The 14,814-nt window shown below is 46.2% G+C and carries 11 protein-coding genes; all 11 read right to left on the bottom strand.

Annotated features, from left to right (window positions below; all coding sequences use genetic code 11):
* Positions 1-20: 20 nt before the first annotated feature.
* Positions 21-1,736, bottom strand: a complete 1,716-nt coding sequence (betA, locus tag UQW94_RS00435) for a choline dehydrogenase (protein ID WP_005373209.1) — start codon at positions 1,734-1,736, stop codon at positions 21-23.
* A gap of 180 nt (positions 1,737-1,916) precedes the next feature.
* Positions 1,917-3,377 (bottom strand): betaine-aldehyde dehydrogenase, encoded by a 1,461-nt coding sequence (gene betB / locus UQW94_RS00430; protein WP_213965460.1) that lies wholly within the window; start codon positions 3,375-3,377, stop codon positions 1,917-1,919.
* 18 nt (positions 3,378-3,395) lie between these two features.
* A complete protein-coding gene (betI, locus tag UQW94_RS00425) occupies positions 3,396-3,995 on the bottom strand; it encodes a transcriptional regulator BetI (protein ID WP_262640848.1) in 600 nt (199 codons plus the stop codon).
* Between the two features lie 606 nt (positions 3,996-4,601).
* Positions 4,602-6,623: a diguanylate cyclase gene (locus tag UQW94_RS00420; protein WP_416153099.1), complete on the bottom strand. Its 2,022-nt coding sequence runs from the start codon at positions 6,621-6,623 to the stop codon at positions 4,602-4,604.
* A 462-nt stretch (positions 6,624-7,085) separates the two neighbouring features.
* Positions 7,086-7,844 carry an SDR family oxidoreductase gene (locus UQW94_RS00415; RefSeq protein ID WP_322141902.1) on the bottom strand — a complete coding sequence of 253 codons (759 nt, stop codon included), beginning with the start codon at positions 7,842-7,844 and terminating at the stop codon, positions 7,086-7,088.
* 9 nt (positions 7,845-7,853) lie between these two features.
* A complete protein-coding gene (gene mmsB / locus UQW94_RS00410; RefSeq protein WP_017633668.1) occupies positions 7,854-8,750 on the bottom strand; it encodes a 3-hydroxyisobutyrate dehydrogenase in 897 nt (298 codons plus the stop codon).
* Positions 8,751-8,769: 19 nt separating this feature from the next.
* A complete protein-coding gene (locus UQW94_RS00405; RefSeq protein ID WP_213893478.1) occupies positions 8,770-9,900 on the bottom strand; it encodes an enoyl-CoA hydratase/isomerase family protein in 1,131 nt (376 codons plus the stop codon).
* A 10-nt stretch (positions 9,901-9,910) separates the two neighbouring features.
* Entirely contained in the window at positions 9,911-10,687 is a 777-nt protein-coding gene (locus tag UQW94_RS00400) for an enoyl-CoA hydratase (protein ID WP_017820334.1), read from the bottom strand.
* Positions 10,688-10,736: 49 nt separating this feature from the next.
* On the bottom strand, positions 10,737-11,891 hold the full coding sequence (locus tag UQW94_RS00395) for an acyl-CoA dehydrogenase family protein (RefSeq protein ID WP_213893479.1): 1,155 nt from the start codon (positions 11,889-11,891) through the stop codon (positions 10,737-10,739).
* Between the two features lie 93 nt (positions 11,892-11,984).
* On the bottom strand, positions 11,985-13,478 hold the full coding sequence (locus tag UQW94_RS00390) for a CoA-acylating methylmalonate-semialdehyde dehydrogenase (RefSeq protein WP_005382664.1): 1,494 nt from the start codon (positions 13,476-13,478) through the stop codon (positions 11,985-11,987).
* A gap of 70 nt (positions 13,479-13,548) precedes the next feature.
* Positions 13,549-14,727, bottom strand: a complete 1,179-nt coding sequence (locus tag UQW94_RS00385; protein ID WP_322141901.1) for a thiolase family protein — start codon at positions 14,725-14,727, stop codon at positions 13,549-13,551.
* Between the last annotated feature and the right edge of the window lie 87 nt (positions 14,728-14,814).

Raw genomic sequence — 14,814 nt, 5'->3', positions numbered from 1 at the left:
TGATTACTGACTTTTTCATTTTATGAGATCGAATCGAGATCTCTTTTTGGCGGATGCATTCGTTGCATCTCTTGCCAGTCCGGTGCAATCCAAACTGGTACGTTGTTCGACGTTTCTAGGGCGTTATCCAAAATCATATCCGCGGCGCGTTCTGCCACCATAATCGTTGGCGCATTTAAATTACCGTTCGGAATGGTTGGGAAAATAGAAGAGTCCACCACACGCAAGCCTTGAATACCGCGTACTTGGCATCGCTCATTTAAGACGGCTAATGGGTCATTATCTGCGCCCATTTTGCAGGTACAAGATGGATGGTAAGCACTCTCGACGTTTTGCTTCACCCATTCATCAATCTGTTCATCCGTTGTGATGTTCAGACCGGGTTGGATCTCGTCCCCACGAAACTCATCCATGGCTGGCTGATTGAGGATCTCGCGAGTAAGGCGAATACAATCACGCCAATCCTGCTTATCTTGTTCAGTGGAAATGTAGTTAAACTCAATCTTCGGCTTATCATTCGGATTCGCAGAGACAACTTCAACCGACCCGCGACTTTCTGGCTTGTTAGGTCCAACGTGCACTTGGAAACCATGACCATCAAAAGCAGCTTGCCCGTCATAGCGCATTGCCGCTGGCAAGAAGTGATATTGAATATTTGGCCACTTTAGTCCTTCACGAGAGCGGATAAACGCACACGATTCAAAGTGGTTAGTAGCCCCTAGGCCTTTGCGAGTTAATATCCACTCAGTGCCAATCAAGCCCTTGCTCACCAAGCCTAATTTGCTGTTGAGCGTGATAGGTTGCTTACAATGATATTGGAAGTACACTTCTAAGTGATCTTGCAGGTTTTTACCTACCCCTTCCAACGAGTGTTTCACCTCAATGCCCGCTTTTTCTAATACTGCCTTAGGGCCAATGCCTGAAAGCTGCAACAGCTGAACGGAGCCAACCGAACCCGCACTCGAAATCACTTCATTATTCGCAAAACATTGCTGAATTGAACCTGACTTTTCAAATTCAACGCCTACCGCTTTCTTACCTTCTGCACCAGTTTCTTCTAATAAAACTCGATGAACCGTCACCCTCTTCATTAGGGTGAAGTTTTTGCGTTTTTTAGCGCGGCTTAAGTATGCATTAGAGGTCGAAGCGCGTACGCCTTTGTCGACGGTCATATGCATTGGGCCAAAGCCCTCTTGCTGATAACCGTTGTAATCTTTTGTTTCTGGGTAGCCAGCTTCTTTGCCTGCATCAATAAAAGCTTGGTACAGTGGATTGAGCTTCATATCGTTGCCGTTACATGTGCCGACTGGACCGTGATCGCCCCGATATTCATCAGCACCACCAATCCAAGACTCTGCTTTACGGAAATAAGGCAAACACGACTGATAATTCCAGCCTTTCGCGCCTTCCTCTTCCCACTGGTCAAAGTCACAAGCGTGTCCGCGAACGTAAACCATGCCGTTGATAGATGAGCTACCGCCCAGAACTTTTCCGCGAGGACAATGAAGTTGGCGACCATCCAACCCTTGCTCTTCAACCGTCTCAAACTGCCACGCGTATTTTTCAGTGTTCATCGGGTAAGAAAGCGCTGTTGGCATTTGGATAAAAATACTTTTATCCGACCCACCCGCTTCGAGTAATAGGACCGAATTTTGACCACTTTCACTTAAGCGATCCGCTAACACACAGCCGGCCGAACCCGCACCGACGATGATGTAATCGTAGTGTTGTTGCATTTTTATTCTCCTAGGAGTTAATACTAATCACCCTAGATAAGTGAACGAAATTAGCGTAGGAAAAATGCTTGAGAACAAGGCGGAAATTTTGATAAGTAGTTAACCTACAATCAAAATTGACAACGTAGTTATCGAGCATTTTAACAAGCTAAAGTGGTCAGTTATCTACTATGAGTAGTATCATTTGTAAGGGCTTTCGAAGTCGCTTAGCTGAACCAGAACACTCTTCGTTTGTGTGTAATGTTTAAGGGTTTCGACTCCGTTTTCACGGCCAACACCTGATTGCTTGTAGCCGCCAACTGGCATTTCCGCAGGTGAGTCACCCCATGTGTTCACCCAACAAATACCCGCTTGAATTTGATGGATCACACGGTGCGCACGAGATAGGTTTTGAGTAAATACACCTGCCGCTAAGCCATAATCGGTGCCATTTGCACGCGCAATCACTTCCGACTCATCGCGGAATTTCAGAACTGACATTACCGGGCCAAAGATTTCTTGTTGAACGTGGCTCATGTCATCATCGCAATCGACAAATACGGTTGGAGCAACAAAGTTACCATTGGCTAGGCCATTGTCTGTTACTTTGTAGCCGCCAGTCAGTAACGTCGCGCCACTCGCTTTCGCGACTTCAATCGCTCCTAGAACTTTCGATTCATGATCTTTAGAGATTAGCGCGCCAATTTGCGTGTTCTCATCAAGCGGATCGCCGACGACTAACAGCTCGGTTCGGGCTTTAAGCTGTGCGATAAAGTCGTCATAAATACCTTCATGGACAAATACACGTGTACCGTGCGTACAAACCTCACCTTGGGTGTAGAAGTTCGCCACCATGGCCGCAGAAACGGCATCGTTTAACTTCGCATCATCAAAAATAATCAGTGGAGACTTACCACCAAGCTCCATCGTTACTTGTTTTAGTGTCTTAGCGCTGTCACTCATGACGACTTTACCGGTGCCTGACTCACCCGTGAATGACACTTTTGCGATATCAGGATGCGCCGTTAGCATCTGTCCTACTCGGTAATCCCCTTGCACGACATTAAATACGCCATCTGGCATGCCCGCTTCTGAATAAATTTCGGCGAGCTTAAGCGCCGTTAATGGTGTTTCTTCTGATGGCTTGAAGATCATTGCGTTGCCCGCAGCCAGTGCTGGCGCCGATTTCCACATCGCAATTTGAATTGGATAATTCCAAGCGCCAATACCCGCGCAAATGCCCAATGGCTCACGACGTGTATAGAAAAACTGATCGTCGCTGAGTGGCTGCTGTTCACCTTGTAGGCTTGGAGCAAGGCCAGCGTAGTACTCAAGAACATCGGCACCTGTTGTGACATCAACCGCGATAGCTTCTTGAATGGGCTTACCAGTATCTGCCACTTCCAATGCAGCCAACTCGTCATTACGCTCACGTAAAATGGCAACGGCTTTGTGTAAAATACGGCTGCGCTCAATCGCAGTCATCGCCGACCATGCAGCAAAACCTTTTTTTGCCGATTCAATCGCTGCTTGAAGATCGTCTTGGTTCGCTTGTTTAATGTTGGCCAATGGCTCACCATTCGCCGGATTGTAAGTGGTGAAGTGTTCATCTGAACACCCGTCGTACATCGCACCATTGATATAGTGTGCTTTCATTTCCATTTTGAAGACCTGTAACTTTTATATTTTTTCAGAATAAAACGTAAGTTGTTTTTCGAGATAATCGTTGATGATGATTCTCGCTTTTTCTGCATCAATGCCTTGCGGGTTGAGCGTTCCGCGCAGCCAAATTCCATCAATAAGTGATGCAATACCATGAGCAACCAATTCAGCCTGCTCTGCATTTAATAATGCTTTGAGTTCTTTTCTTAGGTGGGACAATAGACGTCGTTCGTTGACACGCTGCAAACGCTTGAGCTGCTCGTCATGCATTGAGTACGACCAAAACGCCAGCCAAGTCTTAGCAACTTGGTTTTCTGCCTGATAGCCGACAAAGTTACCATCAATGATGGCGTTAATTCTTTGGTGATGAGCATCACTTGGCAGCTCACGTAACTTCTGTGTGATAGTGGACGAAAGCTGACGCAAGATTTCTCGCATCGTTTCCTCCAGCAATCCGTGCTTACCACCGAAATAGTGGTTGATAATCCCCGTTGATACACCGGCTTCTTTGCTGATTAACGAAATACTCGCCGCGTGTAAACCGACTCTATCAATCACTGACATTGTCGCTTTCACAAGCTGCGGTTTTCTGATTTCAGGCATCCCCACCTTTGGCATTTTGCGTCCCTGTTATTTTTAATTGAACGGTTAGTTAAATATAAAATGCCTGAAAATTAATTCGAACTCAAATTATTTTTAAAGAAAATTCTTAGTAAAAAAGGATGAAAAGTTGAGGGTGTACGAAAAATTGCTCAGCAAGAACTTGTCGGGATAACTAGATTTTAGTTTAAGAAAAAACAAATAAGATAAAAAAAAATCAAATAGTTAACTATTAATCTATTTTTAAAACGATGATGAACGAGTTGATTTTTGAACAACAAAAATCTGTGCCACAAAAAATTTATATCGACCACTAATCATTTCACCTGTACATGGTTTGTTTGTGCAAAGAATAGACACACTAGTTTGTTATAGTTTTGTAGACACAAGTGGCATTCGCACTTTGAAGGTGAAGGAGGCAAAAAGAGAGGTTATATTGAACGCCATGAATATGCGATTCGATATCCTTAAGCCATTTTTAAGTAATATCGCCAAGTGACTTTAAGATTTTAGATTCAGCGTTTTATATTCGAAGCAAGGATCTCAAAGTCACTTGGCTATCAAAGTAAATGGGAGGGATAAGTTCAGATTCATCGTGCGATGAGCCTGAACTCTTGATTTCTGTTACGCTAGCGAGCGACCTTTCACGCAGTTGCGTCCGTTCGCTTTCGCTTGATAAAGCAATTTATCGGCCTGATCGCAAAGTGATTTAAAACTCATCTCATTATCTTCAGTGGTAACGACTCCAAAACTACAGGTCACTCTCACTTCTCCTTTCTGTTCCGTAACAAAGCCATGTAGGGATAAAGCGCTACGTAAACGTTCTGCAGTAATAAGGGCGTTTTCATGGTCTGTATTGGGCATAATAACAACAAACTCTTCACCACCAAAACGAGCAACAATGTCGTTCTCACGTACAGTTTCCTCCAACACTTTGGCAACGCCCGTTAGTACGGTATCTCCAAACACATGCCCATAGGTATCATTTACCTGCTTGAAATAATCCACATCGATTAACGCTAAAGTTACTGGCCCCGATTGTGGTTTATTTGGCACCATTTTCTGTTTATCGAGTTTGCTATCTACCCATTTATTTAAAGCTAGATAACCGTACTTAACTTGCTCGACTTGCTCAAAAACAAAGTGTTGTATCTTTTCTTGCTTAGATTGAGGTACCGGTTTCTCTTTTCGCTCACGCCTCACTTCTACTAGCTTAGTGAACCAGTCCTCTAAAAAACGGCGATTGAACAACCCTGTCAATGTGTCTGTCTTTGCGAGGCGACGCATTCTCAAACGCGAGCGATTGACGACGAGAAATACTACCGCCATCAAAAATAGAACACCGATGAGCGCAAGTAGCGCTTCACCCAATAAGTAAAAAGTACGACGGTTATTTTCTAGCTCCATACGCTGCAACACATTGTTCCAATTGAGATCTTCGTTTTCATATTCAAGTCGTTCCAACTCAAATAACGTCTGCTGGCGCTCAAGATTTTCAACTTCTCTTTGATTGCTAAATTGGATAAATTTATCGTGATAGTTACCGTAAGTTTCGAATGCTAGTTTAAAGTCATTGCTTCCCGCATAGGCCATAGCGGCGACTTTTAGTAGCTCCATTTGCTGTTGCTTGACGTATCGACTATCTATAATCTCCGGCAGCATTGGTGCGATCATCGCTAAAAGTATTTCAAATTGCTGCTGCTCTAACATATATTCGGCTTGTAACAACTTAAATGTTGCCAAATACGCGCTAGACGTTTCTCTGTACTGTAAATTCTCCGCCAGCTTCAAGTGGTTAACCATCTTCTTTTCTTGATTCGTCTCGCGATATAAAGCTGCAAGTTCAAGGTTAACTCGAAATCTAAAGCGTCCATCACCGATAATTTGAGCCAGCTTTAACGCTCGCTGATATGACGCTATCGCCTCTTCGTATTGGAACTGTGCTTTATGAAGTTTCGCTATCGTCAAAACGCTCAACAACTCATTGAACGACATACGCCTATCCCTAAAATAGCGATATGCTTGTTCCAAAAGCGCCTCAGATCGGTCGTAACCCTGAATTTTGACAAGTACGTCACCTAGCTCTAGTGCTGCACGTTCGACCAGCCCGTGAACACCTGAAGATTCAGCCGCATCCATGGACGACATAAGTGCAGCATAGGATTTTTTAAACTCACCTTGCTCATCGTAATAGCGTCCTTTTAGCAACAGGATTTCTGATTCAAGTTGCTTATCACCATTCTCACGCGATGTTTCCAACAAGCTATCCAACGCAGAAAGCGCGGTATCGATATCGCTCTTTCCAACCATAGTTCGCATCTGAATCAACTTAAACAGGAGATACTCATGGCTCTGTGGACGCACAAGCTCCAATCCTTTTCGAACGACACTCTGACTCTCTTCTAAGCGCCCTAGCAGCTCTAAAACCGTGGCCTTGGCAAGCCAGTAACGCACCAACAGCGCTGTTGGTTGGTTTTGTAGTAAAGACTCTTCTTCTAACGCTTCAATCAAAGCTAAAGAACTCTGAGGTAATGCGTAAATTTGATTTTCGATGCCTTCTAACGACTGTAAAAACTTACCTTCCTGTTCCACCTTTTCTGTGGATGCCTGAACAGAAAAACACAGACACCCCAATAATAGCGGCATCGTCCTAAGCGAATGAAATAGTGACATTATTGCTCTTCCCTAATGGGTAGTTACTTCAGTGTAATTGAGAATTCTGATTATTTATTATTAAGACAACTGAAGGTTATTCAGTCAGCCTCATATTCCCATGTATTTTGCGCTGAATAATAAATCACCATCTTTAGATGCCGAAATAGTTTTCGGTCACAATATAACCAATGAGAGTATTTTTTACACACCAAGAATAATGATCTCGTTAGTGAGACAAAAGATCGTCTTAGTTGTGAGTTGATACATTTACATGACAAGCAATATAGAACTAACCATTCACATTAGAAATAGAATAAATTTCTATACCGTTCGATGAGATAACAGTCGACCATGCATCCAATACATTTTTCAGATAGAAGCAATAAAAGAAAGGAGAAAGTGGAAGGAAGCGGACAATCAAACTCGCTCCCCTTTTTTATGTTGCAGAGGGGGTTACATTCGCATTCCGCCATCGACTTCGAACACTCTTCCGGTCACGAATTCGTTGGTTAACACGTATTTTATGGTCGATGAAATTTCATCCGCCAAACCTAAACGTCCAACCGGAATCATTCCGATTAAACGTTCCATCGCTTCAGGTTTTATTTGGTCTGTCATGGCAGTTTTGATGACACCCGGAGCAATCGCCACTGAGCGAATTCCGAAACGCCCTAACTCTTTCGCCCACACCGTTGCCATGGTGGCTACCGCCGCTTTAGATGCTGAATAGTTGGTTTGACCAATATTCCCGGCACGCGCAACGCTGGATATGTTGATCAGAACCCCTTTGCTATCGGTGTTCAGCATTACCTTGCTCGCTTCACGGCCACACAGGAAAGTGCCTGTTACATTCACATCTAGAACAGACTGAAATTGTTCCAGCGACATCGTGTTAACCTGACCATCTTTGACTTTAATGAACATACCATCACGCATAATACCTGCGTTATTGATAACGCCATTGAGCTGCTTGAAATCTGCCTCAATTTGCTCAAAAGCAGTGCACACCTGATGTTCGTCAGTCACGTTCGTCACATAAAAACGAGCGGTAACGCCGAGAGATTCACATTCCGCTTTCGTTTCAGCCAGTTGATCTGAATTGAGGTCGATAAGCGCAAGATGAACGCCATTTTCCGCCAGTGACAGTGCCATTTGTTTACCCAGCCCCTGCCCTGCCCCCGTGATCGCAATGACCTTATTTGCTAACTCCATAAGCGCTCCTTAGGCCTGATTTTGCTTTTGGTAGAACTCAAACAAGCTTGAAAAATCTTTTTGCCCGTTGCCCTGACCGTTGTGAAAATTAAACAGATTACGAGCCAAGCTGCCCATTGGCGTTGATGTTTGACTGGCAACCGCCGCTTCCATCGCAAGACCCAGATCTTTAGCCATTAACTGGCTCATAAAGCCGCCTTGATAACCATTGCTTGCAGGCGTATTTTCCATCACACTTGGACAAGGGTTATAAAGCTCTAGCGCCCAGTTACGTCCTGAACTTTGCAACATGATGTCGGAAAGCACTTTGGGATCGAGTCCGTTTTCCATCCCTAAATTGAGTGCTTCACAGGTGCCGCTCATCAAAATGCCCAACATCATGTTATTGCAGATCTTCGCCACCTGACCAGCTCCAGCATCGCCTGCATGGAAGATGTTTTTACCCATGTGGCTAAGCACCGCTCTGGCTTGAACAAAGTTCTCTTGTGAGCCGCCAACAATGAAAGTTAACGTACCTGCTGCTGCGCCCGCAACGCCACCAGATACTGGTGCATCAACAAAACTGATACCAAGTTGCGATGCTTTTTCGCCAACCAAACGAGCAGTCGCCGGATCGATGGTGGAAGAATCAATCAGCAAGGTACCTGATTCGACGCTATCTAAGATGCCATCTTGACCAAGATAAACGCTTTGAACGTGTTGGCTCGCTGGCAGCATAGTGACAACCACGTCAACACCTTGTACTGCCTGCTGAACGGAATCGGCACTTGAAGCGCCCAATGCGGTCAACTCCTCAACTGCGTTTGGGTTCAAATCAAATACTTCGACGTTCAAGCCCGCTTTGAGTAGATTCTTAGCCATAGGCGCACCCATGTTACCAAGGCCAATAAATGCAATTTTGTCCATATCGTATTTCTTCCTTGTACTAAAGTGCCGCTATAGCTACCGACGATGCGGTCAGTGGGTATTCTGCTGAGTCAATTGGCGAGAAGAAGCGCTCCAAAACTTGTGGCGTTACGTCAGAAACCGTGCGATGTTGCCAAGTCGGTTGATTGGTTTTATCAATAATCAGCGCACGAACCCCTTCTCTAAAATCACCTTCTAAGCCACAACGTAGTGTTAGGTTAAATTCCATATCAAAACACGCTTTCAAAGAGAGGTTTTGATACTGCGTTAACTGCTGATAAGTGATACTGAGCGACAACGGACTGCCATAGTTCAGTGCTTTTTGCGCATTGACGAACCACTTGCTATCAACGTTAGCACGGCTGATTGCATCAACAATTGACGCTAAGTCACCCGAACATAACTGCTCAATCAATTCCGCATAGGGCATCAACATCCCTTCGGTTGGCTCGTCCACGTGTACCGAACGCAGCGTAGTGGCGATTTTTTCGTTGATGTTCGCTTCACCTTTCCAACTTACCGATGCAAGCAGATCCAGCAGCACTTGCTTGTTTTCTGGCTGTGCAATCCATTGGCTTAACCCCAACGCTTTCATATCTGTTGCGTTAATTTGGCAAGCTGTCAAACTCAGGAAAAGTGCCAAATGTTTTGGCAACTGGTTTAGGAAGTACGTCGCGCCTACATCTGGGTAAAGGCCAATTTTAATCTCTGGCATTGCAAAGCGTGTGGTGGTTTCTGCTACGCGATGGCTGGCACCCATAAACAGGCCAACTCCCCCGCCCATCAAATAACCATGTCCCCACGCGATGATCGGTTTTGGATAAGTATGAATAAGATGATCACAGCGATATTCGAGGTCAAAGAAGGTTTCCATCGCTGAAAACGCAGAATCAAAATCTTGCTCTTTGTTTTCAAGTGCACGATAGATCGCTTGAATATCTCCGCCAGCACAAAACGCTTTTTCACCTTGAGCATGCAAGAATACCGCGACGACGCTGTCGTCCGTTTGCCATTCACTAAGCTGTTTGTACAACTTCTCAATCATCACGTAACTCAACGCGTTGAGAGCAGCTGGATTATCAAGCTCTAGCACACCAATAATAGAGCCATCAGCGCACTTAAGTTTTGAAACATTTACTGTACCTGTCATTTGGCCTCCGCTAGCTGTTTGTCCATTGTGGCTTGCGCTTTTGCAAGAACGCATTCACACCCTCAGTCTGATCGTGTGTATTGAACAGCTGTAAAAACAGTTCACGCTCTAAAACCAATCCAGCTGCGTGAGTTTGGCTGCGTCGACCTTGAATGAGCGTTTTGCACGCAGAAATGGATTTCGGTGATTGGCCCGCAACACGCTGCGCTAGTTCCATAGCCGCTTCGAGTGCTTGACCTTTCGCCACCACCTCTTCGACTAAACCAATTTTTTCCGCTCGCTCGGCCGTCACTCGTTCGCCACATAGAATCATACGCTTCGCCCAGCCTTCACCTACCAACGCGGTCAGGTTTTGTGTCCCACCCGCACACGGCAACAAACCTACCGATGCTTCAGGAAGTGCCATTTGTACTTGTTCTTCTGCGATACGAATGTCACACGCCATCGCCACTTCCAGACCGCCGCCCATCGCATAGCCATTAATCGCTGCGATAGAAACCCCATCGAATGCAGAAAGCGCTTCAAACGCTTCACCAAATGCGAACGCCATGTCTGCTGCTTGTGATTTATCACCCGATGCAAAGTTATTAAGATCTGCTCCAGCAGAGAAGAACTTCTCGCCTTCGCCTGTTAAAACCAACGCATAAATAGAGCGATCATTGCTAAGTTCAATCGCCAACTCTTTTAGCTGATTCAAAGACTCAAGTGTCCAAGTGTTCGCTGGCGGATTACTAATCGTGAGCTTGGCAATATGCGCTTCGCGCTCTAATTTGATTTGTGCCGTCATAATCTTTCAGTCCTTTTTAATTTCTTTAGGTAAGGCTGTGTCTCGCTGACTAAAGCAGCTCAACGCCTTCCGTTAGTAATCGTCTTGCGACGATCAGACGCATGATTTCGTTGGTACCTTCAAGAATTTGGTGAACACGAACGTCTCGGAAATGGCGCTCGACTGGATATTCTTTTATGTAGCCATAGCCACCGTGAATTTGCAGCGCCTGATCGCAGACTTTAAAGCCCACATCAGTAGCAAAGCGTTTTGCCATGGCACAGTACGCACTTTTTTCTGCGTGCTGGGCATCGAGTTTAGCGGCAGCGAGTCGCACCATTTGACGCGCAGCGACCAGCTCAGTCGCCATATCAGCAAGCTTGAACTGCAACGCTTGAAATTGCGCCAGTGAACGGCCGAACTGTTTGCGTTCGGTCATGTATTGTTTGGCTTCGTTCAGTGCTTGTTGCGCAGTACCGACGGAACAAGTGGCGATATTGATTCGGCCGCCATCCAGACCAAGCATGGCGAACTTAAAGCCTTCTCCCTCTTCACCCAACAGATAGTCAGCCGGAATGCGGACATTTTCGAAGGTAATCATGCGAGTTGGCTGGCAGTTCCAACCCATTTTGGCTTCTTTTTTACCGTAGCTAATGCCTTCGCAATCAGCAGGAACAACGAATGCAGAAACGCCACCCGCTCCTTCACCACACGAACGCGCCATCACGACCAATACATCTGTATCACCCGCGCCAGAGATAAACACTTTTGCGCCATTGAGGACAAACTCATCGCCATCACGCACTGCGCTAGTCGTTAGAGAAGCGGCGTCAGAGCCGGCATTAGGTTCGGTTAAACAGTAGGAAGCGAGCTTTTCACCCGAAATTAGATCCGCGCTAAATTGCTGCGCCACTTCGGCTTTGGCAAAGCTGGTGATCATCCACGTCGCCATGTTGTGAATGGTCATAAACGCAGTAGTCGCGGTACAACCCATAGCCAACTGCTCGAAAATGATCGCCGCATCCAAACGAGATAACCCCAAGCCACCATGCTCTGGCGGCGTATAGATGCTCAGAAAACCAAGTTCACCCGCCTGACGCAGTACATCTTTAGGGAAGTGATGGTTTTCATCCCACTCGGCCGAGTGCGGCGCTAACATTTGGTCTGCAAACTGCTTTGCTACTTCGGCAAACGCGAGTTGATCTTCGTTTAATTCAAAATCCATCTTGAAGTCCTAAGGTCTAATTCGTTGCATTTGTATCCGAGCCAAGCCCACTTAAACGATGGCGCTTGGCTAGAGGTGTCGCTAATCCAGTAATTAGCTAAGTTGAATGGTCATGTTTGGACCGCTTGGAATGTCATCTTCAAACCAACGCGCGGTGACAGTTTTCGTCTCGGTGTAGAAGCGAACCGCTTGTTTACCGTAAGCATGCAGGTCGCCGTAGAAGCTGCCTTTCCACCCAGTAAATGAGAAAAATGGCAATGGCACCGGAATCGGAACGTTGATGCCTACGTTACCTACTTCGATATTGTGTTGATACTTTCTCGCGGCAGCGCCGTTCGCCGTGAAAATAGACGTACCATTACCAAAGCGGTTTGCATTGATCAGTTCAATCGCTTCATCTAGGTCATCCACTTCCATAGTTAACAGCACAGGCCCGAAAATTTCTTCCTGATAAATCGACATGTCTGTGGTCACGTTGGTAAACAGTGTTGGCCCCACCCAGTTACCGTTCGGAAAACCAGGCACTTGGCAGTCTGTCCCGTCCAGAACACAATTCGCGCCTGACGCTTTGCCTTCATTAATCAGATTCACCACTCGCTGCTTCGCTTGAGGGCTAATCAGCGGACCATAACCAGCGGTTTCATCATCCCACGCGCCAGGCTGAACCTGAGCTAACGCCTCTTTAAGCTCTGGAATCCATTCTTTGGTTTCGCCGACAAATACGGCAACCGAAATCGCCATACAGCGTTGGCCTGCAGCACCAACTGACGCGCCAACTAGGTTATTGATGACTTGCTGTTTGTTTGCATCCGGCATGATGACCATGTGGTTCTTAGCACCTGCAAATGACTGCACGCGTTTCAGGTTGTCTGTACCTGTTTTGTAGATGTACTCACCAACGGGCACAGAGCCAACAAAAGAGATCGCACGAACGACTGGATCAGTCAGAATGCGGTCGACTTGCTCTTTGGTCCCGTGAACAACTTGCAATACGCCTTTTGGTGCACCAGCTTGTTCAAATAGCTCCGCCAATTTCATTGCAGTCAGCGGAACTTGTTCCGAAGGTTTTAGAATAAAGGTGTTGCCACAAGCGATCGCCATCGGGAACATCCACAATGGGATCATCGCAGGGAAGTTAAAGGGTGTGATGCCAGCACAAACACCGAGCGGTTGAATGTAAGAGTAACCATCAATATTGGTCGCGACGTTTTCCACCGTTTCGCCCATCATTGAGCTACAAATGTTTGCAGCTTGCTCTACCACTTCAATTCCGCGCCAAATGTCACCCTTTGCATCCGCGAGGGTTTTGCCTGTCTCACTTGAAAGCAGTATCGCCAACTCATCGTGTTGCTCTTTTAACAGATGTTGGTAGCGCAACATCAATCTAGCACGCTCCGGCGCTGCAACTTCTTTCCAGCGTTTGAACGTTTCTGTTGCGCTGGCAATCGCCGCATTCATTTCCGATTCCGTGGCACAAGGTACTTGTGCAATCACTTCGTTGGTTGCCGGGTTGGTTACATCTAGCCATTGTTTTGAATCGGAGATGGCAAATTCACCACCGATATACTGCTTTACTTGTTCTGTCATGATGACATCCTTGTATTTTTCAGCTTGTTACTGACTACTGTTATGTAAGTGAAACTTTGTTGAGAGTGATTTAGCAGATTTCAATCGCGATAGCGGTTGCCTCGCCACCACCAATACAAAGTGATGCGACACCGCGTTTGCCGCCTGCCTGTTTAAGAGCGTGAATCAAAGTGACGAGGATTCGGTTACCACTTGCACCAATTGGATGGCCTAACGCACATGCGCCGCCACGTGGATTCACTTTGCTTGCATCCAACTCAAGCGCTTTCACTGCGTACTGCGTTACAACTGCAAACGCTTCATTGATTTCCCAAAGGTCCACGTCTGATTTGTCCCAGCCCGTTTTTTCCAGCAGCGATTCAATCGCGAAGACTGGTGCGATGGTGAACTCATCAGGCTGTCTTGCATGCGTGCTGTACGCGACAATTTTGGCTAGAGGCTGAAGGTTTTCCTGACGACCAAACTCACTATCGACTAAGATCATTGCCGACGCACCATCCGAAATGGAACTAGAGTTTGCTGCGGTTACGCCGCCATCTTTGGCAAACGCAGGGCGTAAGGTAGGAATTTTAGTGACGTCGAGTTTGCTCGGTTGCTCATCATCTACAACCAGGGTTTCGCCGCGTCGACTTTTTACGTTAACAGGCACGATCTCTTCTTTGAACAAACCTTGTTCGATTGCTTGCTGCGCACGAGTCACCGACTGTTGCGCCCAGGTATCCATACTTTCACGGCTGAACTGATACTTTTGCGCCGTCTGTTCTGCAAAGACACCCATCAGCTCGCCTTGGTAGGCATCCTGCAACCCGTCATAAAACATGTGATCAAGCACTTGCTCGTGACCTAAACGGAAACCATCACGCGCTTTCTTTAATAGATAAGGAGAAGACGACATGTTTTCCATGCCACCAGCGATGACAGCATGCGCATTACCAGATTGAATAAGGTCATATGCCAGCATCACGGTTTTCATACCCGATCCACAAACTTTGTTCAGTGTCGTACAACCAATCGATTGTGGCATTTCAGCTTTAAGGCTTGCTTGTCTTGCAGGCGCTTGCCCCACACCGGCGGGTAAAACGCACCCCATCAGCACTTCGTCTATTTTGTGCACATCGAGTTGGCTTTCGGCTAGCGCCCCTTGAATGGCTTTCGCACCGAGTTCCGTGACATCTGTTGAAGCTAATGCACCTTGAAAAGAGCCGATAGGCGTTCGCTTAGCGGCAACAATCCATGTTTCATTTTTCATTCCATTAACCTTTTGTTGACGTTTACGTCATAACTATACTAACATTTACGTTAACGTCAAGTTTGAGGTTATTGTTTGTTCGAGTGA

The sequence above is a fragment of the Vibrio sp. PBL-C16 genome, assembly GCF_034321865.1.
GTDB classification, from domain to species: domain Bacteria; phylum Pseudomonadota; class Gammaproteobacteria; order Enterobacterales; family Vibrionaceae; genus Vibrio; species Vibrio alginolyticus.
Note: the sequence above shows the minus strand (reverse complement) of the source record. Positions and strands in the feature narration are given on the sequence as shown.

Excerpts from the sequence above, each read along its gene's own strand:
- UQW94_RS00405 (WP_213893478.1), bottom strand. The coding sequence starts at position 9,900 with ATGACAGGTACAGTAAATGTTTCAAAACTTAAGTGCGCTGATGGCTCT.
- UQW94_RS00390 (WP_005382664.1), bottom strand. The coding sequence starts at position 13,478 with ATGACAGAACAAGTAAAGCAGTATATCGGTGGTGAATTTGCCATCTCC.
- mmsB (WP_017633668.1), bottom strand. The coding sequence starts at position 8,750 with ATGGACAAAATTGCATTTATTGGCCTTGGTAACATGGGTGCGCCTATG.
- UQW94_RS00415 (WP_322141902.1), bottom strand. The coding sequence starts at position 7,844 with ATGGAGTTAGCAAATAAGGTCATTGCGATCACGGGGGCAGGGCAGGGG.
- UQW94_RS00385 (WP_322141901.1), bottom strand. The coding sequence starts at position 14,727 with ATGAAAAATGAAACATGGATTGTTGCCGCTAAGCGAACGCCTATCGGC.
- betI (WP_262640848.1), bottom strand. The coding sequence starts at position 3,995 with ATGCCAAAGGTGGGGATGCCTGAAATCAGAAAACCGCAGCTTGTGAAA.
- betB (WP_213965460.1), bottom strand. The coding sequence starts at position 3,377 with ATGGAAATGAAAGCACACTATATCAATGGTGCGATGTACGACGGGTGT.
- UQW94_RS00400 (WP_017820334.1), bottom strand. The coding sequence starts at position 10,687 with ATGACGGCACAAATCAAATTAGAGCGCGAAGCGCATATTGCCAAGCTC.
- UQW94_RS00395 (WP_213893479.1), bottom strand. The coding sequence starts at position 11,891 with ATGGATTTTGAATTAAACGAAGATCAACTCGCGTTTGCCGAAGTAGCA.
- UQW94_RS00420 (WP_416153099.1), bottom strand. The coding sequence starts at position 6,623 with ATGCCGCTATTATTGGGGTGTCTGTGTTTTTCTGTTCAGGCATCCACA.
- betA (WP_005373209.1), bottom strand. The coding sequence starts at position 1,736 with ATGCAACAACACTACGATTACATCATCGTCGGTGCGGGTTCGGCCGGC.